This window comes from Ralstonia edaphi (assembly GCF_958350185.1).
Taxonomy (GTDB): domain Bacteria; phylum Pseudomonadota; class Gammaproteobacteria; order Burkholderiales; family Burkholderiaceae; genus Ralstonia; species Ralstonia edaphi.
The window spans coordinates 401,779-421,207 of sequence record NZ_CATWHI010000005.1 but is presented as its reverse complement, the minus strand read 5'-3'; the positions used below and the strand labels follow the sequence as shown (position 1 = coordinate 421,207).

At 64.6% G+C, this 19,429-nt stretch carries 18 protein-coding genes; 7 read left to right on the top strand and 11 right to left on the bottom strand.

Translation table 11 applies throughout. The annotated features are described in order from the left end of the window. Positions 1–168: 168 nt before the first annotated feature. Both R2669_RS19495 and R2669_RS19490 read left to right on the top strand, forming a co-directional pair. Positions 169–2,106 (top strand): ATP-binding cassette domain-containing protein, encoded by a 1,938-nt coding sequence (locus tag R2669_RS19495; RefSeq protein ID WP_316901762.1) that lies wholly within the window; start codon positions 169–171, stop codon positions 2,104–2,106. Between the two features lie 31 nt (positions 2,107–2,137). Further along, positions 2,138–3,244 carry a CaiB/BaiF CoA transferase family protein gene (locus R2669_RS19490; RefSeq protein WP_316901761.1) on the top strand — a complete coding sequence of 369 codons (1,107 nt, stop codon included), beginning with the start codon at positions 2,138–2,140 and terminating at the stop codon, positions 3,242–3,244. Here the strand turns inward: R2669_RS19490 and R2669_RS19485 are convergent. The 4 genes from R2669_RS19485 to alr all read right to left on the bottom strand — a co-directional run bounded on the left by R2669_RS19485 (position 3,227) and on the right by alr (position 6,924). After that, the gene (locus R2669_RS19485) at positions 3,227–3,754 is read right to left on the bottom strand and encodes a 2-thiouracil desulfurase family protein (protein WP_316901760.1); all 528 of its coding nucleotides are present in this window, start codon (positions 3,752–3,754) and stop codon (positions 3,227–3,229) included. The two genes, R2669_RS19490 and R2669_RS19485, sit on opposite strands and share 18 nt — an antisense overlap. 16 nt (positions 3,755–3,770) lie before the next feature. Further along, entirely contained in the window at positions 3,771–4,250 is a 480-nt protein-coding gene (locus R2669_RS19480; RefSeq protein ID WP_024975827.1) for a disulfide bond formation protein B, read from the bottom strand. Between the two features lie 110 nt (positions 4,251–4,360). Then, the gene (gene radA / locus R2669_RS19475) at positions 4,361–5,731 is read right to left on the bottom strand and encodes a DNA repair protein RadA (protein WP_009238271.1); all 1,371 of its coding nucleotides are present in this window, start codon (positions 5,729–5,731) and stop codon (positions 4,361–4,363) included. Positions 5,732–5,799: 68 nt separating this feature from the next. After that, positions 5,800–6,924 carry an alanine racemase gene (alr, locus tag R2669_RS19470; protein ID WP_147216596.1) on the bottom strand — a complete coding sequence of 375 codons (1,125 nt, stop codon included), beginning with the start codon at positions 6,922–6,924 and terminating at the stop codon, positions 5,800–5,802. 646 nt (positions 6,925–7,570) lie between these two features. Here alr and lplT point away from each other — a divergent pair. Next, positions 7,571–8,887: a lysophospholipid transporter LplT gene (gene lplT / locus R2669_RS19465; RefSeq protein ID WP_147216594.1), complete on the top strand. Its 1,317-nt coding sequence runs from the start codon at positions 7,571–7,573 to the stop codon at positions 8,885–8,887. Between the two features lie 27 nt (positions 8,888–8,914). Here lplT and R2669_RS19460 read toward each other — a convergent pair whose 3' ends face one another. The 3 genes from R2669_RS19460 to tsaB are packed head-to-tail and all read right to left on the bottom strand — an operon-like array spanning position 8,915 to position 10,973. After that, complete coding sequence (locus R2669_RS19460) at positions 8,915–9,715, bottom strand: uracil-DNA glycosylase (RefSeq protein WP_316887699.1); 801 nt, start codon at positions 9,713–9,715, stop codon at positions 8,915–8,917. Further along, on the bottom strand, positions 9,712–10,239 hold the full coding sequence (rimI, locus tag R2669_RS19455; RefSeq protein ID WP_316901759.1) for a ribosomal protein S18-alanine N-acetyltransferase: 528 nt from the start codon (positions 10,237–10,239) through the stop codon (positions 9,712–9,714). The genes R2669_RS19460 and rimI overlap by 4 nt, the downstream gene beginning before the upstream one ends. After that, positions 10,236–10,973, bottom strand: coding sequence for a tRNA (adenosine(37)-N6)-threonylcarbamoyltransferase complex dimerization subunit type 1 TsaB (tsaB, locus tag R2669_RS19450; RefSeq protein WP_316887696.1), 738 nt, complete (start codon positions 10,971–10,973; stop codon positions 10,236–10,238). The genes rimI and tsaB overlap by 4 nt, the downstream gene beginning before the upstream one ends. A 173-nt stretch (positions 10,974–11,146) precedes the next feature. Between tsaB and R2669_RS19445 the strand changes: the two genes are divergently transcribed. Further along, a complete protein-coding gene (locus R2669_RS19445; RefSeq protein WP_004626591.1) occupies positions 11,147–11,416 on the top strand; it encodes an acyl-CoA-binding protein in 270 nt (89 codons plus the stop codon). Positions 11,417–11,459: 43 nt separating this feature from the next. On the opposite strand, the gene R2669_RS19440 is transcribed toward R2669_RS19445, so the two are convergent. From R2669_RS19440 to R2669_RS19425, 4 genes are all read right to left on the bottom strand, one after another. Then, positions 11,460–12,917, bottom strand: coding sequence for a DHA2 family efflux MFS transporter permease subunit (locus tag R2669_RS19440; RefSeq protein WP_147216586.1), 1,458 nt, complete (start codon positions 12,915–12,917; stop codon positions 11,460–11,462). 91 nt (positions 12,918–13,008) lie between these two features. After that, positions 13,009–13,479, bottom strand: a complete 471-nt coding sequence (locus tag R2669_RS19435) for an SRPBCC family protein (protein WP_232042998.1) — start codon at positions 13,477–13,479, stop codon at positions 13,009–13,011. A gap of 240 nt (positions 13,480–13,719) precedes the next feature. After that, positions 13,720–15,300, bottom strand: a complete 1,581-nt coding sequence (aceB, locus tag R2669_RS19430; protein WP_316901758.1) for a malate synthase A — start codon at positions 15,298–15,300, stop codon at positions 13,720–13,722. 73 nt (positions 15,301–15,373) lie between these two features. Further along, positions 15,374–16,072, bottom strand: coding sequence for a haloacid dehalogenase type II (locus tag R2669_RS19425; protein WP_316901757.1), 699 nt, complete (start codon positions 16,070–16,072; stop codon positions 15,374–15,376). A gap of 216 nt (positions 16,073–16,288) precedes the next feature. Between R2669_RS19425 and R2669_RS19420 the strand changes: the two genes are divergently transcribed. The 3 genes from R2669_RS19420 to R2669_RS19410 all read left to right on the top strand — a co-directional run bounded on the left by R2669_RS19420 (position 16,289) and on the right by R2669_RS19410 (position 19,406). Further along, complete coding sequence (locus R2669_RS19420) at positions 16,289–17,218, top strand: LysR family transcriptional regulator (protein ID WP_316901756.1); 930 nt, start codon at positions 16,289–16,291, stop codon at positions 17,216–17,218. Positions 17,219–17,302: 84 nt separating this feature from the next. Beyond that, positions 17,303–17,737: a universal stress protein gene (locus R2669_RS19415; RefSeq protein ID WP_027677510.1), complete on the top strand. Its 435-nt coding sequence runs from the start codon at positions 17,303–17,305 to the stop codon at positions 17,735–17,737. A gap of 178 nt (positions 17,738–17,915) precedes the next feature. Then, positions 17,916–19,406: an NCS1 family nucleobase:cation symporter-1 gene (locus R2669_RS19410; RefSeq protein ID WP_316901755.1), complete on the top strand. Its 1,491-nt coding sequence runs from the start codon at positions 17,916–17,918 to the stop codon at positions 19,404–19,406. Positions 19,407–19,429: the final 23 nt, after the last annotated feature.

Here is a 19,429-nt window from a genome sequence, read left to right as displayed (position 1 = left end):
GAAGACCTATGGTTTTCCCTAGGTCCAATGCCGCCGCACAGATTGCGGGCGACCGCTGCTTCGGTACGGTGCAATGCACCAGTCCAAACGCCTCCGGCGCGCAGGATCGTGCGACGCAGCACGCTACAATCGCAGCCTTCTCCGATTTGCCTTCAAGCGCAGTTTTTCGTGATCCGATTCGACGACCTCGTCCTCCAGCGCGGCACCAAGGTGCTGTTCGACCACGCCACCGCAACCCTCAACCCCGGTGAACGGGTCGGCCTTGTCGGCGTGAACGGCAGCGGCAAATCCACGCTGTTTTCGATGCTGCGCGGCGAATTGCACGCCGACGGCGGCGAAGTCGCCATCCCGCCCACCTGGCAGGTCGCCCACGTAGCGCAGGAAACGCCGGCAGTCGACCGCAGCGCGCTCGACTACACGCTCGACGGCGATACCCGCCTGCGCGACATCGAACGCCGCCTCGCCGCGGCCGAAGCGGCGCACGACGGCCACGCACAGGCCGAAGCCCACACCGCCTTTGCCGATGCCGACGGCTACACCGCACCGGCGCGCGCGCAGGCGCTGCTGCTCGGTCTCGGTTTCACGATGGCGCAGACGTCGCAGCCGGTGGCGAGCTTCTCCGGTGGCTGGCGCATGCGCCTGAATCTGGCGCAGGCGCTGATGTGCCCGTCCGACCTGCTGCTGCTCGATGAGCCGACCAACCACCTGGATTTGGATGCGGTGGTCTGGCTGGAAGACTGGCTGTCGCGCTACGCCGGCACGCTCGTCATGATTTCGCACGACCGCGAATTCCTCGACGGCGTCTGCAACGTCACGCTGCATATCGAGAACCAGAAACTCAAACGCTACGGCGGCAACTACACGCAGTTCGAGACGCAGCGCCTGCAGCAGATGGCGCTGCAGGAAGCGTCGTACGCACGGCAGCAGAAGCAGATCGCGCACCTCGAATCGTTCATCACGCGCTTCAAGGCCAAGGCCAGCAAGGCCAAGCAGGCGCAGAGCCGCGTCAAGGCGCTGGAGCGCATGGAGCGCCTCGCGCCCGTGCATGCGGCGGCGGGCTTCTCGTTCGAATTCCGCGAGCCTGAGGCGGCGCCCAACCCGATGCTCACGTTTGAAGGCGTCGATTGCGGCTATCCCGGCCCGAGCGTTGATGAGCCCATCACCATCCTCAAACACCTGACGTTTTCGATCCAGACCGGCCAGCGCATCGGCCTGCTGGGTGCCAATGGCCAGGGCAAGTCGACGCTGGTGAAAACGCTGGCCGAGACGCTGGCGCCGCTGTCCGGCACGATCCGGCGCGGCAAGGGGCTGCAGATCGGGTACTTCGCCCAGCACCAGCTCGAAACGCTCGACGACCACGCCTCGCCGCTGCTGCATCTGGCGCGGCTGGCACCCGACGTGCGCGAGCAGGAACTGCGCGACTTTCTCGGCAGCTTCAACTTCCGCGGCGACATGGCGACGTCGCCCATCGAGCCGTTCTCGGGCGGCGAGAAGGCGCGCCTGGCGCTCGCCCTGATCGTCTGGCAGCGCCCCAACCTGCTGCTGCTCGACGAGCCGACCAACCACCTGGATCTCGACACGCGCGAAGCGCTGACGATGGCGCTCGCCCAGTTCGACGGCACGCTGATCCTCGTCTCGCACGACCGGCATCTGCTGCGCGCCACGACCGACCAGTTCCTGCTCGTCGGCCAGGGCACCGTCGCCCCGTTCGACGGCGATCTGGACGACTACCGCGACTGGCTGCTCAAGCAAGCCGCGGCCAAGCGCGCAGCCGCGGGCGCACAGGCGGCTTCGGCCGATGCAGATGGCGCACCGGCCACCAACCGCCGCGACCAGAAGCGCGAAGAGGCCGCCGAACGTCAACGCCTGAATGCGCTGCGCAAGCCGCTGCAGAAGAACGTCGACGCCATCGAAAAACGCATGGCGCCGCTGCAAAAGGAAAAGGCAGAACTCGAAGCCTTCCTCGCCGATGGCGCCGCGTATGAGGAGGCCAACAAGGCACGCATGATGGAAAGCCTGCGCCGCCAGGCTGAACTGAACGCCGAACTCGACGAGCTGGAAGAACGCTGGCTCGAGCTGCACGAACAACTCGAACAAATCAATTGAGGCTGGCGCGTCCGGCCAAGGAGACCTGTTGATGACATCGCCGTCGCCGGACACCGCAACGCATCAGCCACTGACCGGCGTGCGCGTGCTCGACCTCACGCGCTTGCTGCCCGGCCCGGCCGCCACGCGCCACCTGGCCGACCTCGGCGCAGAAGTCATCAAGATCGAAGACCCCGGCCCCGGCGACTACGCGCGCGACATGATGCGCACCTCCGCTGACCGCGCGGCTGAACGCCCGAGCCTGTTCTTCCGCTCGCTCAATCGCGGCAAGACCGAAATGCGGCTCGACCTGAAACGCGCAGAAGACCGCGACGCGCTCATCGAACTCGTACGCCACGCCGATGTGCTGATCGAAAGCTTCCGCCCTGGCGTCATGGCGCGCCTCGGTGTCGGCTGGGACACCCTGCGCGCGGCCAACCCGGCGCTCGTCATGTGTTCCATCAGCGGCTACGGCCAGGACGGCCCGCTGGCGCAAGCGGCCGGCCACGACATCAACTACGTCGGCTATGCGGGTATACTCGATCAACTCGCCAGCGCGGATGGCACGCCCATCGTCCCGAACGTGCAGATCGGCGACCTGCTGGGCGGCGCCCTCACGGCGGTGGTCGGCATCCTGGCCGCGCTGGTCGACGCGCGCGCCACGGGCCGCGGCCGCTACGTCGATGTATCGATGACGGACTCGGTGTTCGCGCACAACCTGATGGCGTTCTTTGCCGTCGGCACGCGCGGCAAGGCCAGCCCTGCGGGCACCGATTTGCTCAATGGCGGCGTGCCGTGCTACGGCGTATATCGCACGGCGGACGATCGCTTCATGGCCGTCGGCGCGCTCGAATTGAAGTTCTGGCAGGCGATGTGCGAGGTCATCGAAAAACCCGAATGGAAAGCGCAGCACTGGGCGCTCGGCCAGCGCGTCGGCGGCGATGACGCACACGCCATTCGCGACGAACTTGCTGCGCTCTTCCTGACCGCCACGCAAGCCGAATGGACCGCGCGTTTTGCCGATGCCGATTGCTGTGTCACGCCCGTGCTGCGCATGGAAGAAGCGCTGCAACATCCGCTCTTTGTCGAGCGCAACAGCGTGGTGAAGGAGAACGGCGAGCCCGTGCAGCTCGCCTTGCCGCTACGGTTTGCCGATTGACGAATCGGCGCGGTCCTGCGCGTCGAGCGCATCGAGCAGGCGCCCGGCTTCTTCCAGCTGGTGCTGGCTGAACACGCGGATGCCGTGTTGGCGCAGCAGCGCCGCCGTCACGCCCTCGCCCTCCTGCAACTGGCTGGAAAACGTCCCGTCGTAGAGAAATGCAGAACCGCAAGACGGGCTGCGCTCGGTGAGCACGGCGACTTGCACGCCGGCAGACTGCGCCGCCTCCAGGGCGCGTTGCGCGCCCCTTACAAACGCTTCCGTAACGTCATGGCCGTGGTGCTCGACGACACTGGCTGCGCCGCGCAGTACCGCCGCGCCACCGCCCTCGCCGTGAATTTCCGCGGGCAGACGCGGCACCGGCAAACCGCCGGCCATCTCCGGGCACATCGGCACGATACGGCCTTCCATCTGCCAGCATGCCAGGATGCCGCCCTCGGTGGCGACCGTGCCGCCGTCATAGCGCACCGGCTGGCCCAGCAGGCAGGCACTCACCAGCACGCGTTGCATGATCGGCGGCCCCAGCTCAGCGGCGCTCGCGGCGGATCATCCCCACCACCAGCGTCAGCGACAGAATCACCAGCCAGATCAGCGACCACACCGGCACCGACAGGCCCAGCACCGGCGGCATCGGCCCGACGCACAGGCCATCGGCTTCGAAGACCTGCGGCAACCATTTGGCAGTCGGCAGCGCGTTGACCCAGTTCTCGATCGGATCGATGCCGCACGTTGCCTTGGGGTTCAGCAGCAGCGATACGTGGTACCCCGCCACACACAGTCCGGCCAGCCCCGACAGCATGCCCAGCCCGTGCCACAGCAGCCGCGTGGCCGACGACAGCGCCGCCAGCAGCGAGAACACGCCGATGCCCAGGAACGCAAACCGCTGCAGGATGCATAGCGGGCATGGCTGCAGCCCCTCAACGTGCTGCAGGTACAGCGCATAGCCGACCACCCCGAAGGAGATCACGGCAATCAGCAGGAAAAAGGCGCGCGAGTTGGCTTGCATGGCGGCGTCAGTTCAGAGGAGTCATGGAGAAAAGTTGGCGGATTATCGCATCGCAACGGCACATGCATTTTCAAATGGCATCAGCGATACCGTTGCGAAATATTGAACGATCAAGCCTCCAGCGAGCGCACCCGGTCAATGGCTTGCTCAATGCGCTCGACGGCAATGACCTCCAGCCCGTCGATCGCCTGCTTGGGGGCGTTGGATTTCGGGATCACGGCAATCGAGAAGCCCAGCTTGGCGGCTTCCTTCAACCGCTCCTGGCCGCGCGGCGTCGGGCGGATTTCCCCGGCCAGGCCGATCTCGCCGAACACCACCAGCCCGCGCGGCAGCGCCTTGTTGCGCATCGACGAGTGGATCGCCAACAGCACCGCCAAGTCCGCCGCCGGTTCGGTGATCTTCACGCCGCCCACCGCGTTGAGAAACACGTCCTGATCGAAGCACGCAATGCCGGCATGACGGTGCAGCACCGCCAGCAACATCGCGAGCCGGTTCTGTTCCAGCCCCACCGCCAAGCGGCGCGGATTCGGCACGTTGGCCGTATCCACCAGCGCCTGGATTTCGACCAGCAGCGGCCGCGTGCCTTCCTGCGTTACCAGCACGCACGAACCCGGCACCACCTGCTCGTGCTGCGACAGGAACAGCGCCGACGGATTCGCCACGCCGCGCAGGCCGCGCTCCGTCATTGCAAACACGCCCAACTCGTTGACGGCGCCAAAACGGTTCTTGAACGCACGCACCAGCCGGTAGGCGGAATGCGTATCGCCCTCGAAATACAGCACCGTATCGACAATGTGTTCGAGCACACGAGGGCCCGCCAGAGCGCCTTCCTTGGTCACATGGCCGACCAGAATGGTGGTCACATCCAGCCGCTTGGCAATGCGCGTCAGCTGCGCCGCGCACTCGCGCACCTGGGCCACGGAGCCCGGCGCCGAGGTCAGCGCCTCAGAATACAGCGTCTGGATCGAATCGATGACGACGACTTCCGGCTTTTCCGTCTCGATGGTCGCCTGGATGCGCTCAAGCTGGATTTCTGCCAGCAGCGCAAGGTTCGGGCTTTCGATGCCCAGGCGCCGTGCACGCAGCGCGATCTGCGAGCCGGATTCTTCGCCGCTTACGTACAGCACCCGCCGGTCGGTCGACAGGTTGGACAGCGCCTGCAGCAACAGCGTCGATTTGCCGATCCCGGGATCACCGCCGATGAGCACCACTCCGCCGCTGACCAGGCCGCCGCCCAGTACGCGGTCAAACTCGTCGATGCCGCTGGAGAAGCGCGGCACATCCACCGCGTCGATGTCCGACAGCTTGCGCACCGTCGCGCTCGATGCCAGCGACTGGAAACGCGCGCCGGCGCCGGACGTCGGCTGCGCGACGGTTTCCACCAGCGTGTTCCACTGCTGGCAATTCGGGCACTGCCCCGCCCACTTCGGTGCCGTGCCGCCACATTCGGTGCACGTATAGACCGTCTTGCTCTTGGCCAAACAACCCCCTGCTTACGGCGCCGCGCATGGGCGGCCGCCGCTTGATCTTTGTATTGACGATGCTGCGCTCAGGCAGCCTTGCCCAGGTCGCCGGCCTCTGCCGTGCTGACCGGTTCAACCGACACCGGCACGCGCGGCGCCAATGCACACATCAGCTCATAGCCGACGGTGCCGGACGCCTGCGCGACGTCGTCGATGGGCAAACCTTCGCCCCACAGCGTGACCGGTGTGCCGACACGCGCTTCGGGCACGCCAGCCAGGTCGACGGTGATCATGTCCATCGACACGCGGCCCACGATATGCGTGCGCACGCCGTCGACCAGCACCGGCGTATGGTTGCCGTCCCAACCGGGCGCATGACGCGGGTAGCCGTCGGCATAACCGCACGCGACGATGCCGATGCGCATCGGGTGCTCCACAACAAAACGCGAGCCGTAACCGATCGTCGCGCCGGGCTGCAGATCCTGGATGGCGATCAGCTCGCTCTTGAGCGACATGGCCGGCATCAGGCCCGTGCCGTCGATGTCCGCCGCCACGCCCGTCGGCGATGCGCCGTACATGATCACGCCCGGGCGCACCCAGTCGCGATGCGCTTTCGGATGCCACAGCGTCGCCGCAGAGTTGGAGAGCGACGCTTCGCCCGGCAAACCTTGCGTGGCCTGTTCAAACGCGATGAGTTGATGCTCGATGCCGCGCGGGCCGTCGGCATCGGAAAAATGCGTCATGTGAACGATCGTGCCGACGCCCGAAATGGCACGGGCGCGCTCCCAGGCGGCGCGGTAGGCGGCAGGCGCGAAGCCGAGGCGGCTCATGCCCGTATTGATCTTGAGCTGCACGCTGATGGGCCCTTTCGGGCGTGCCAGTTCCAGCATGCGCAGTTGCTCTTCGCAGTGGACGGTGGTGGTCAGGCGGTACTGCTCGACGATGGCCAGATCTTCCGGCTTGAAGAAACCTTCGAGCAGGAGGATCGGCCCCTGCCAGCCGAGCTGGCGCAGGCGGACGGCCTCGTCCAGATCGAGCAGGCCGAAACCGTCGGTCTGGCGCAGGCCTTCATATACGCGTTCGATGCCGTGACCGTACGCGTTGGCTTTGACGACGGCCCACACGCGCGAGTTGGGCGCGTGGCGGCGGGCAACCTGGAGATTATTGGCAAGTGCTGGGCCGTGGATGACGGCCTGGATGGGTCTTGGCATGACGGCAAACCTGCAAAACGTGAATGCGATGGCGCGCTCGTGGCGCGGCGTCGGTGCTGCAATGCAACAGGCAAACAGGCTGTGAGCGGGCCGTGCGCCCGGGCTCACGCGATGAGCGTTCTATTTGACCACAGGACGCTAACTGGTTCGCGTCTGTCATCAGCGTGCCAAAAAAGAAAGTGCGCGGCCGTCACCGGAAGGGCACAAGTTTCGTGATATAAAGCCGTTCAATTTAGGCATGGGAAAACCGTCGTGATGCGCTGCGGGCATGGAGAAAGTTGGGCACCAGCCACTTCTTTTTGCGCTGTGGCGTCACATCCGGTTTGACCATGCAAACAGGCGAGATCAAAAACAAGCTGCGGGCGGAACGCATGGCCCGAACGCCTGTCAGTGAAGATTCCCGAGGTTGCCCGGCGATGCGTGTTTTGCAGCACCGCAAGGGCCCCGTCCAAGGGAACCACAATCAGGGGAGCCCTCGCGGGCGCTGGCTTCAATGCCGGCTCCGCGCACCTGTGCGCTGCGCGGCCGGTCAGCCGACGCACCGCTTGGCCGGCACCCCCGGGGGGCGCTTCCGAGTGCCGGCACGCTGCCGGCAGGACGTGAAGACGAACATGGCACCGCGGTCTACGGGGACGAATTCGAAGGTATGAAGAAGGGCTTTTACACCATCATGGCGGCACAGTTTTTTTCGTCGCTCGCCGACAATGCGCTGCTCATTGCCGCCATCGCCCTTCTGACAGAGATGCATGCGCCGCAGTGGATGACCCCGCTGCTCAAATTGTTCTTCGTGCTCTCTTACGTTCTACTTGCCGCCTTCGTCGGCGCGTTTGCCGATTCCCGGCCCAAGGGCAAGGTGATGCTCATCACCAATGCCATCAAGCTGGTCGGTTGCGGCGTGATGCTCACCGGTCTGCACCCGCTGCTCGCCTATGGCGTGGTCGGTTTTGGTGCAGCGGCCTATTCGCCCGCCAAGTACGGCATCCTCACCGAACTCCTTCCCCCTGAAAAACTTGTCGCCGCCAATGGTTGGATCGAAGGGCTGACCGTCGGCTCGATCATCCTGGGCACCGTGCTGGGCGGGGCGCTGATTTCCAATCATGTGTCGGCTTGGCTGCTGTCGTTCGACATTCCCGGGCTCGAGCGCATCGATACCCCCGCCGAAGCGGCCATGCTGGTGATCATGGTGATCTACCTGATCGCGGCGCTGTTCAACACGCGCATTCCCGATACCGGTGCACGGTATCCGCAGCAGGAAAAGAATCCGGTACGTCTCATTTCGGAGTTTGCCGACTGCTTCAACGCCCTGTGGCACGACAAGCTGGGCCAGATATCCCTGGCGGTGACGACGCTGTTCTGGGGCGCGGGCGCCACGCTGCAATTCATCGTGCTGAAGTGGGCGGAGCAATCGCTGGAGCTGAACCTGTCGCAGGGTGCCATTCTGCAAGCGGTGGTGGCAGTGGGCGTGGCGGCCGGCGCCATGGCTGCCGCCGTGAAGATTCCGCTGCGCCGCTCGCTCGACGTGCTGCCAGTGGGCGTGGCAATGGGCGCGGTGGTCATGCTGATGGCGTTCTACACCAAGCATACGATTCCCGAGATCACATTCCACATCGGCGCGATGAAGCTGCCGCTGTACATGATGATCGCCTACTTGTTCCTGATGCTGGTGGGCGCCATGTCGGGCTTTTTCGTGGTGCCGATGAACGCACTGCTGCAGCATCGCGGGCACGTGCTGCTCTCGGCCGGGCACTCGATTGCGGTGCAGAACTTCAACGAAAACGTCTCGGTGCTGCTGATGCTGTGCCTGTACGCGCTGCTCATCAAGCTGAATGTGTCGGTGGGCGTGGTGATCGTGTCGTTCGGTGTCTTCGTCTGCCTGACGATGGCGCTGGTCATGCGCCGGCACCGCGTCAACGAGAAGCTCTTCCATACCGCCGCGCTCATCGGCGAAGACAAGCACCACTGACGCAGTGCCCGCCGCACCGGCGGGCAACTACTGGCCGCCGCGCTCCGCGTAGACCTTGCGCGCCAGGCAGAGATCTTCCCAGGCACGCGCCTTGTCCGTCAGCGTGCGCAGCAGATAGGCCGGGTGATAGGTCACCACCACCGGCACGCCTTCCACTTCGTGCACCTTGCCGCGCAGCTTGCCGACGGGCGTTTGCGTCTGCAGCAGATTTTGCGCCGCAATGCGCCCCAGCACCACGATGATGCGCGGCTTGACCAGCGCAATCTGACGCTTGAGATACGGATCGCACATGGCCGATTCGTCCGGCTCCGGGTCGCGATTGCCCGGCGGGCGGCATTTGAGCACGTTGGCGATGAACACGCCCTTCTCGCGCGACAGGCCGATCGATCGCAGCATGCTGTCGAGCAGCTTGCCGGCCTGGCCGACGAACGGTTCGCCCTGCTTGTCCTCTTGCTCGCCAGGCGCCTCACCGATCAGCATCCATTCCGCCTCGCGATCGCCAACGCCGAAAACGGTGTTCGTGCGGCCTTGGCACAGCTTGCACGAGGTGCAGTTGAAAACGGCGGCTTCGAGCTGTGCCCAATCGAACGCGGCGATGCGCTGGGCGCGTGGGGCAGCCGTGTCGGATGGCACCTCCGCCTCCATGACAGGCGGCTCAACTCGCACCGGTTCGGACTCGGCAGCGACAAACGAATCGACTTCCACCTCCACGGCGACCGGCTCGGCGACAGACGCCTTGACGGCCTCCACCTCGGCCGGCCCAGCCCCGCGCAAAGTCCATTCGGTCGAAACACCCAGCGCTTCCAGCATTCGGGATCGACGATTCATGCGGCCTCCACCCCGCTCGCCTCGCACACCATGCGCATGACGAGCGCATCTTCGCGCGTGTTGTTTTCGGCCGGGTAATAGCGCTTGCGCCGGCCGATCTCGGCAAACCCGATACGGTGATACAGCGCAATCGCGCCGGTATTGGAGGGACGCACTTCCAGCAGCAGGCTGCCGAAGCCATGCACCAACGTGAGCGCCGTGGCCAGACGCATGAGCCAACGGCCGAGGCCTTGCCGTTGCCACGCCGGTGCCACCGTCACGTTGAGCAGGTGCATCTCGTCCACCACCGGCATGAGGATCAGGTAGCCCGCGACCTCGTTGCCGCCATCACGCAAAACAATGCCGAGGTGGCCGGACTTGAGCGAATCCTCAAAGTTGCCGCGCGACCAGGGAAACGTGAACGCCGCCTGCTCCACCGCCGCAACGCCTGCCAGATCGAGCGCTGTCATGCGCTCTGCGCGCCAGCCCGCAGGCAGCGGCGTCTGCGTGATGACGCGGGCCAGTGCGTTGTCGATCAGGCTCATGGCTGGGTACCTGCGGCAGCCTTGGCCTGCTGCACCGCTTGTCGCTCGTCAATGGTGAGCGCGACCTTGTCACGGACATAGAGCGGCGCCGCATCTTCAGGCCGCACGGTATGGCCGGCGGCCAGGAGGCGCAGACCCACGGCGATGATTTCCCGGGCGTGCGGCGCGACCTCGGGCAACACAGCGGCGGCCCCTGCAGCGATGCTCAACTGATCGCCGAACACCGCGGCGGCATTGCCCGCCAGCCAATACGGCTGCGACGGCGCGACAATGTTTTGGGGCCCGCTGACCTGGATGGCGGAAAGCGCATGCCAGCCGGATGCGTCCTGCGCGGCATCGGCGGGAATGAAGCTGGCCCAGTAGCACTCGTCCATACGCGCATCGAGGGCGATGGTCACAGCCGTGCCGGCGGGCAACGTTGCGCGCGTCTGCTCGGCACAGGCAACAAGCGAGTTGACGGGCACGACCGGCAGATCCGCACCAAACGCCAAACCCTGCGCCACGCCGCACGCTGTGCGTAGCCCCGTGAAGGAACCCGGCCCGGCGCCAAAAGCAATCGCAGCGCAATCGGCCAGGGCGATGCCCGCCTCGGCCAGCAATTCGGAAGCCGCCGGCAGTACGCGGCTACTGGAGCGCGGGCCGGTGTGTTCATGGCGGAACAGCGTGCGCGTGCCGTCACCAAGGGCGACGGAACAGAACTCGGTGGAGGTATCGAAAGCAAGAATCCAGGGCATGGCGGCATTGTACCGGCTGGTGTGGCGCCTGAATGCGCAAACCCGTGGCTGCGCCTCGGAAAACCGGGCCAAACGTCGCGCAGAAAACCGAAGCCGTCCTCGAATTCAAACGGCCCGACCGCCGAACCCCGGCGCTATCATCGCCAGACCATTGTTTTCAGCCGGGAATCATCATGAGCGACCTGCAAGCCCGTTTCGACCAAGCCCAAATCGACGTCAAGGGCCTCTCCGAGCGCCCCGCCAACATGACGCTGCTGCGCCTGTACGCGCTGTACAAGCAAGGCGCCGAAGGCGATGCGCACGGCGACAAGCCGGGCTTTACCGACATCGTCGGCCGCTACAAATTCGAGGCGTGGGAAGGCCTGAAAGGCACGTCGCAGGACGAGGCCAAGCAAAAATACATCGACCTCGTCGAAGAACTGAAGAGCGGCGCAACGACCTGATCGTCGAATCGCCAACGAAGAACCGGGCCTCGTGCCCGGTTTTTTATTGCGCTGCAGGAATGGCGGACGGCAGCTCGCGGCGGCGCATGCGCCATGCAGCCAGCACGGCCAGTGCGCACAGCGTGCCGAGAAAGACGAAGGTCTCGTCGAAGGCCAGGATGCGCGCCTCGGGGTCGACTGCCGCACCGTGCACCGTTTCGATACCGCGCGTGGCGAGCCGCCATTGCAGAAAGATACCGGTGGCCGACACGCCGATCGCCCCGCCTAATTGGCGCAGGAAATTGACGGCGCTGGAGCCTTGCGCGATCAACGTGAAATCGACACCGCGCATGGCGCCCAGGCTCAGCGACGGCAGCACGAAACCCAGCCCGATCCGTCCGATGACGGCGATGGCGATCAGCAGCAAGTAGCTCGTTGCCCGGGTGTTGGTCGCCATCAGGAAGAACGAAAGCGCCAGCGCTGCCAGCCCGAAGGACACCAGCCGGAACGGCTCGATGCGATTGGTCAGCCGCCCAGCCAGCATGATCGTCACGGCCAGCACGAGGCCGGCGGGCAGCAGCACCAGCCCGGCGCGCGACGGCGCATAGGCCAGCGCCACCTGCATATACACCGGCACGAGGTACGTCGAGCCGTACAGCCCCGCCCCGTAGATGAAGGCCACGACCGCCCCCATCGCAAACTGCCGGTAGCTGAACAGCCGCAGGTTGAGCAACGGCGACTCCACCCGCCGCTGCCAGAACACGAAGCCCGCCAGGCACACGGCCGACACGAGCATCAGCACAACGCCGTGCGTCACATCGCCGTGCAGCGCGACCAGTCCGTTGAGCAGCGTGACGGTCGCACCGCCGATCAGCAGCAGGCCACGCCAATCGAGCGGCTTGGGTTCGCCCGCCATCGACGAATTGATGGCCATGAAGCGCCGCGCCATCGCCCAGCCGATCAGCGTGAAGGGCATCACCACGAAGAAGATCGAGCGCCAGCCGAACAACTCCACCAGGAAACCGCCGACGCTCGGGCCCACGGCCGGCGCCAGCACAACACCAAAGCCAAACAGGCCGAACGCCTTGCCCTGCTCCCGCTCCGGAAACACGCGCAGGATCAGGATGTTGGGCAGCGGCTGCATGATGCCGGCTGCAATCCCTTCCACGACGCGCATGGCGATCATCACTTCGTAATTGGGCGACAGGCCACCCGCCAGCCCGCCGACACCCAGCAGCAGCAACGCGCCGATAAACGTACGACGCAGTCCGAAACGCAGCAGCAGCCACGGTGTGAGGAGCATCGACAACGTCATCGCCACCATGAAGCTGGCTGACACCCACTGCGCGCGTTCCTGCCCGAGCACGAAATGCCGGCTGAGATCAGGGATCGCCACGTTCACGATCGTGGCGGAGATGACGGACGACACCGCACCCACCATCAGCGTGAAGAGAACGAGCCATTTGAAGCGCTCGCCGTAACGCGCGCGCAGCGCCTCCAGGGTGGGCGTGAATGTCGTCATGGTCTCGTTGTCGTGATATGTGAGACGACCAGGGTGCAGGCAGAGCAAACCCGGCCGGCGCCTCCTCCCGCGCCGGCCGGGGTGCGACACGTCAGCCGAGGCGGCCGGTGGCGGCGATCTCGCGGATGCGGCGCACGGTGTCGATGTCGGATTCGCGGTAGGCGGATTTGACGATCTCGGCGTAGCGCGTGTCGCCGGTTTCGTCGGCGTTGGGCAGCGTGGTGTCGTAGACGAAACGGATGAACGCCGCGTTGGCCTCGTTACTCTCGATCGTCATGGTCAGCGAGCCCCCAGCGTGTTCGCCGGTGGCTGCGGTGGTGTAGGTCACGCGCTTGTGCGGCTCGAGCGTCACGCGGTCCTGGATGCGCGCCTTGCCGAACACGAGTTCGCGCTCGACCCAGCCGTCGCCTTCAGCGGTGATGATGCATTCGTCCAGGCTTTCGACAAATTCGGTTTGCTCGCGCACGCGCAGCACCAGGCCTTGCCAGATCTGGTTCAGGGTCAGCGTGTCGATGAGGGGGTTCAGTGGATCGTTGACTTCCACCAGGTGTTCAAAGCGCAAAGCGGCCTCCACAAGATTTCGTGACATTATCGCGCGGCTTGGCCTGCCTTGCGCCAAATGAAAAACGCCGGCGGGTTGCCCCAGCCGGCGTTTCCGTTGCGACCCAAGCGTCGCTTAAAAAGCGTTCACGGTCCGTAGCGAGCGACCCGAGGTTGGCGCGAGAAGCGCAGCCGTACATGAGTACGGCGAGCATCGCAGAGCCAAGATCGGGGCGCGCAGTAGGACCGTGAGCGATTTTTTTTAGATTTCTTCGTACAGCGGCAGCGTCAGGAATTCGGCAAAGTCTTCCGACGTCGACATCTGTTCGAAGATTTCTGCAGCGCGGTCAAACTGGCCCACCGCGCCCGTCTCCTTCACCTTGGCCAATTCTTCCGGGATCAGCTTGCGCACCAGTTCAGCCGTGACCTTGGTGCCGTCTTCCAGCTTGCCCTTGGGCGAGCGGATCCACTGCCACACCTGCGAGCGCGAGATTTCCGCCGTGGCGGCATCTTCCATCAGGTTGTGGATCGGCACGCAACCGTTGCCGGCCAGCCAGGCACCCAGGTAGTGGATGCCGACGTTGATGTTCATGCGCAGGCCAGCTTCGGTGATCGGCGTTTCCGGCTGGAAGTCCAGCAGGTCGGCAGCCTTCACTTCCACGTCCGGACGTTGCTTCTCGAACTGGTTCGGCTTGTCGCCCAGCACCGCCACGAATTCCTTCATGGCCGGCTCGACCAGGCCCGGGTGTGCCACCCAGCCGCCGTCGTAACCGTCGGTCGCGTCGCGCTTCTTGTCGTTGATGATGCCGGCCATGGCGATGGCGTTCTTCTCCGGATCGTTCTTGATCGGGATCAGCGCGCTCATGCCGCCGATGGCGGGTGCACCGCGCTTGTGGCACGTCTTGAGCAGCAGCAGCGCGTAGGCACGCATGAACGGCGAGGTCATCGTCACCTTGGCGCGGTCGGCCAGGCAGAAGTTCTTGTCGACCTTGAACTTCTTGATGCACGAGAAGATGTAGTCCCAGCGGCCGGCGTTCAGGCCCGCGCTGTGCTCACGCAGCTCGTACAGGATTTCTTCCATCTCGAACGCGGCGAGGATGGTCTCGATCAGCACGGTGGCCTTGATCGTGCCTTGCGGCAGGCCGATCTCGTTCTGCGCCATCACGAAGATGTCGTTCCACAGACGCGCCTCCAGATGGCTTTCCATCTTCGGCAGGTAGAAGAACGGGCCGGCGCCGCGTGCGATCTGCTCCTTGGCGTTGTGGAACAGGAACAGCGCAAAGTCGAAGATGCCGCCGGACACGCGCTCGCCGTCGATCAGCACATGCTTCTCGTCCAGATGCCAGCCGCGCGGACGCACCTGCAGCGTGGCGATCTTGTCGTTGAGCTTGTAGATCTTGCCGTTTTGCTCCAGCGTCAGCGTGCGGCGGATGGCGGCCTTCAGGTTGACCTGGCCCTGGATCTGGTTGTGCCAGCTCGGCGAGTTCGAATCTTCGAAGTCGGTCATGTAGCTGTCCGCGCCCGAGTTGAACGCGTTGATGACCATCTTGGCATCGACCGGGCCAGTGATTTCCACACGGCGGCAATGCAGTGCCGGCGGGATCGGGGCGACCTTCCAGTCGCCTTCACGCACAGCCTTCGTTTCCGGCAGGAAATCCGGGCGCTCGCCGGCGTCCAGGCGCTTGGCGCGCTCGACGCGCGCAGCCAGCAGCTCCTTACGGCGCGGCTGGAAGGCACGGTGAAGCTTGGCGACCAGCGCCAGCGCTTCGGGGGTCAGAATGTCTTCGTAGGCCGGCAGAATCTCGGCCTTGATCTCCATGCCTTGGGGCAGCGTGAGCGCCATGGTTGTTCTCCAGAGGATGATGTGAGGGTTGAACGGGTTCGGCCCTATGGTTGGACCGATTAAATGCAATGCCTTACGTCGCTTGTGTTGCCTGCACGAACTGCAGCAGATCGCGCATGTCGTGGCCGGCCGCGGTGGGCGCCACGTCGAGCGCCTCGGGCGGATGCCCCAGGCGGTTGATCCAGAACGTTGTGAAGCCGTACCACGTCGCGCCGCAGGCATCCCAGCCATTGGACGAGACAAACAGAATCTGTTCCGCCGGCACACCAAACGCTTGTGGCGCCAGCGCATAGGCTTGCGGCGCGGTCTTGTAGAGCTTGACCGCATCGACCGACAGCACGTGATCGAACAGCCCGGACATGCCGGCACTCTTCACGGCAATGTCGAGCATCTGGGGGTTGCCGTTGGAGAGGATGCCCAGCGGCAGCCCCATCTCGCGCAGGCGGCGCAGCGCAGGCACGTTCTCGGGAAACGCCGACAGGCACGCATATTCGCGCATCAGCGTGGCCTCGTCGTGGGCGGAAAGCTCGACGCCGAGGCGTGCCGCCGCATAGCGCAGCGCATCGACGGTGATGTCCCAGAACGGCTTGTAGTGTTCGCCCGACGGGCCGGCCAGCGAGCGGATGCGCGTGTAGTCGATCTGTTTGTCGCGCCACAGCACCGACAGCGCTTCGCCCTTGCCCGCAAACAGTTGCTCGGCGCGCGCGGCCACGGAATACACGTCGAACAACGTGCCATAGGCATCGAAAACCACCGCGCGAATCGAACCCATCTGAAGCTCCACGGACCCGAAGGCCCGCAATTGACGTTTCATTACGCAGAACGCCTTGCCGACCTTCGCAACGAGGGCCATTGTAGAAAAGCTGACGCACCGCACAAAGACGGCAATGGTCACTTGATCTTTAACTTTTACCGACGGAATGACGAGTGATAACCTTTATATTCGTCACAATCCCGCAGGCCCCGGTCGGCACGGTATACATCAGGCATGGATCATTTCAAGCAGCTCGAAACCTTTGTCGCCGTCGCAATACGCGGCAGCCTATCTGCCGCCGCCGCCGCTGAGGGCGTGGCGCCTGCCATCATCGGCCGCCGCATCGACGCGCTGGAAGAACGCCTCGGGGTCAAACTCCTCGTCCGCACCACGCGGCGCATCACGCTGACGTTCGAGGGATCGGCGTTCCTCGAAGATTGCCAGCGCATTCTCAATGACCTGCATAACGCCGAGGCCAGCGTCTCGGCCGGTGGCGTGAAAGCCAGCGGGCATCTGCGCGTGACCGCACCTGCCGGTTTCGGCCGCCGTCATGTCGCGCCGATGGTGCCGGACTTCATCGAGACGCATCCGGATGTCTCGATGACGCTGGACCTGGGCGACCGCGTCGTCGACCTCGTCAACGAAGGCTTCGATTGCGCGATCCGTCTGGGCGACCTGCCCGACTCGAGCCTCGTGTCGATCCGCCTGTGGGAAAACCGCCGGGTGGTGGTGGCCGCGCCGTCGTACTTGGAGCGCCGTGGCGTTCCGACGCAGGTGGAGCAGCTGTCCGCGCACAACTGCCTGGCCTTTGGCGCCAGCGCCAACGTGCAGCGCGGCTGGGTCTTCCAGCAAGGCGGCAAGGCTGTCACCGTGAAGGTGTCGGGCACGATGGAATGTACCGACGGCGCCGTGCTGCGCGAGTGGTGCCTGCAAGGGTATGGCCTGGCGTGGCGCTCATGGTGGGAGGTCGGGCACGACATCGCCACAGGCAAGCTGGTGACGGTGCTCGACGCCTTTGAAGCGCCGCCGATCGGCATCCACGCGGTGTTCCCGCAGCGCAAGCACCTGCCGCTGCGCGTGCGCCTGTTCATCGACTTCCTCAAAAACACGTACGGCAACCCGGCCTACTGGCGCCGGGCAGATACCTTGATCGGGATGGATTAGCACTCACCCCGAGTGGGTGAAACACCGCATGCGGCCTACAATCAAGACAAGAACGTCTTCCCGCATCCCACCTCAGGAGGCCGCATGTTCCAGCACATCCTCATCCCGACCGATGGTTCCGAGCTGTCGCGCAAGGCGGTGGCAGGGGCGCTCGACTTTGCCAAGACGCTGGGCGCGCGCCTGACGGCCTACACCTGCCTGGAGGAATACCCGTACACGCCGTTTTCCGAGATCGTGGTGGAGACACCCCAGGCGTTCAAGGAGCGCGTCGAAGCGCAGGCGCGCGTAGTCCTCAAGGACGTGGAAGACGCCGCCGTCAGCGCCGGCATCACGTGCGACACCGACATGAGCTGCTTCGCCGTCCCGTACATGGGCATCATCGACGCGGCCGAACGCCATGGCTGCGACGTCATCTTCATGGCCTCGCACGGCCGGCGGGGGCTCGCCGGGCTGCTGCTCGGCAGCGAAACGCAGAAGGTGCTCACGCATACCGAGATTCCGGTGATCGTCTACCGCTGAAGCGCCCTCCCCCCGCAAGCACGATATCCAGCCGCCTTTTCAGGCGGCTTTTTTTTCTCCTTGACTCTTGGCTTCCTGACGCATACAACTTTGTACACAAAACAAAAACAAGTTGTGTACATTCTTGCGCACAAGATCGCCCGGTCCTGAAACCGGCAAAAAAACCAAAGGAGACAGCATGACCACGACCACCGCTTCGGCGGCGCAGGCGATTGAATCGCCGCACGCGCATTCCAACGTCATCATCAAGCCGCACTACGACCCGCGGCTCACCAACGAAGATCTCGCCCCGCTACGCAAGCAGACCTGGGGCACCTACAACATCTTCGCGTTCTGGATGTCCGACGTGCACAGCGTGGGCGGTTATCTGACGGCGGCGAGCCTGTTCTCGCTCGGTCTGTCGAGCCTGCAGGTGCTGTTTGCCTTGCTGGTGGGCATCGTGATCGTGCAGGTGTTCTGCAACCTCGTCGCCAAACCCAGCCAGGCGACCGGCACGCCGTATCCGGTGATCTGTCGCGCGTCGTTCGGCGTGCGGGGCGCGAACATTCCGGCCATCATCCGCGGGCTGATAGCGGTGGCGTGGTACGGCATCCAGACCTATCTGGCATCGAGCGCGTTCATCGTGCTGGCGCTGAAGTTCATGCCGCAGCTCGCGCCGTATGCCGACGTAGCGCAGCACGGCTTTGTCGGCCTGTCGACGCTCGGTTGGGCGGCGTTCATGCTGCTGTGGGTGCTGCAGGCGTTCGTGTTCTGGCACGGCATGGAATCGATCCGCAAGTTCATCGACTGGGCGGGCCCGGCGGTGTATGTGGTGATGATCGCGCTGGCCGCATGGCTCGTGCACAAGGCCGGCTGGAACAACATCAACCTGACGCTTTCCTTTCTCAAATACGAGGGCTGGGATGCCGTGCCGGTGGTGCTCGGCGGGATCGCGCTGGTGGTGTCGTACTTCTCCGGCCCGATGCTGAACTTCGGTGACTTCTCCCGCTACGGCAAGGATTTCACCTCCGTCAAACGCGGCAACTTCTGGGGGCTGCCGGTCAACTTTCTCGGCTTTGCGCTGCTGACGGTCATCACCACGTCGGCCACACTGCCGGTGTTTGGCGAGATGATCTCCGACCCCGTCGCCGTGGTTGCCCGCATCGACAACATCACGGCCGTGGTGCTGGGTGCGCTCACCTTCATGATCGCGACCATCGGCATCAACATCGTCGCCAACTTCGTGTCGCCGGCGTTCGACTTTTCCAACGTGGCGCCGCAGCACATCAGCTGGCGTACGGGCGGCATGATCGCGGCAGTCGCGTCGATCTTCATCACGCCCTGGAACCTCTACAACAACCCCGAGGTGATCCACTACACGATCGACGTGCTGGGCGCGTTCATCGGCCCGCTGTTCGGCATCCTGATCGCGGACTACTACTTCGTGCACCGCCAGCAGGTGCATGTCGACGATCTCTACACCCTGCGCCCCACGGGCCGCTACTGGTACCGCAACGGCTACAACCCCGCCGCCATCTGGACGATGATCCCGTCCGCGCTGATTCCGATGGCGTGCGTGGTCTTCGAACGGCTGCATGTGCTGGCCAATTACAGCTGGTTCATCGGCGTGGGCATCGCGCTGGTGCTCTACACCGTGCTCAGCCGCAAGCAAGGCACCCTCTCCCGCTAACCGGCGTCATCCACGCATCAACG

Excerpts from the sequence above, each read along its gene's own strand:
- R2669_RS19490 (WP_316901761.1), top strand. The coding sequence starts at position 2,138 with ATGACATCGCCGTCGCCGGACACCGCAACGCATCAGCCACTGACCGGC.
- R2669_RS19485 (WP_316901760.1), bottom strand. The coding sequence starts at position 3,754 with ATGCAACGCGTGCTGGTGAGTGCCTGCCTGCTGGGCCAGCCGGTGCGC.
- R2669_RS19480 (WP_024975827.1), bottom strand. The coding sequence starts at position 4,250 with ATGCAAGCCAACTCGCGCGCCTTTTTCCTGCTGATTGCCGTGATCTCC.
- alr (WP_147216596.1), bottom strand. The coding sequence starts at position 6,924 with ATGCCAAGACCCATCCAGGCCGTCATCCACGGCCCAGCACTTGCCAAT.
- lplT (WP_147216594.1), top strand. The coding sequence starts at position 7,571 with ATGAAGAAGGGCTTTTACACCATCATGGCGGCACAGTTTTTTTCGTCG.
- R2669_RS19460 (WP_316887699.1), bottom strand. The coding sequence starts at position 9,715 with ATGAATCGTCGATCCCGAATGCTGGAAGCGCTGGGTGTTTCGACCGAA.
- rimI (WP_316901759.1), bottom strand. The coding sequence starts at position 10,239 with ATGAGCCTGATCGACAACGCACTGGCCCGCGTCATCACGCAGACGCCG.
- tsaB (WP_316887696.1), bottom strand. The coding sequence starts at position 10,973 with ATGCCCTGGATTCTTGCTTTCGATACCTCCACCGAGTTCTGTTCCGTC.
- R2669_RS19445 (WP_004626591.1), top strand. The coding sequence starts at position 11,147 with ATGAGCGACCTGCAAGCCCGTTTCGACCAAGCCCAAATCGACGTCAAG.
- R2669_RS19440 (WP_147216586.1), bottom strand. The coding sequence starts at position 12,917 with ATGACGACATTCACGCCCACCCTGGAGGCGCTGCGCGCGCGTTACGGC.
- aceB (WP_316901758.1), bottom strand. The coding sequence starts at position 15,300 with ATGGCGCTCACGCTGCCCCAAGGCATGGAGATCAAGGCCGAGATTCTG.
- R2669_RS19425 (WP_316901757.1), bottom strand. The coding sequence starts at position 16,072 with ATGGGTTCGATTCGCGCGGTGGTTTTCGATGCCTATGGCACGTTGTTC.
- R2669_RS19420 (WP_316901756.1), top strand. The coding sequence starts at position 16,289 with ATGGATCATTTCAAGCAGCTCGAAACCTTTGTCGCCGTCGCAATACGC.
- R2669_RS19415 (WP_027677510.1), top strand. The coding sequence starts at position 17,303 with ATGTTCCAGCACATCCTCATCCCGACCGATGGTTCCGAGCTGTCGCGC.
- R2669_RS19410 (WP_316901755.1), top strand. The coding sequence starts at position 17,916 with ATGACCACGACCACCGCTTCGGCGGCGCAGGCGATTGAATCGCCGCAC.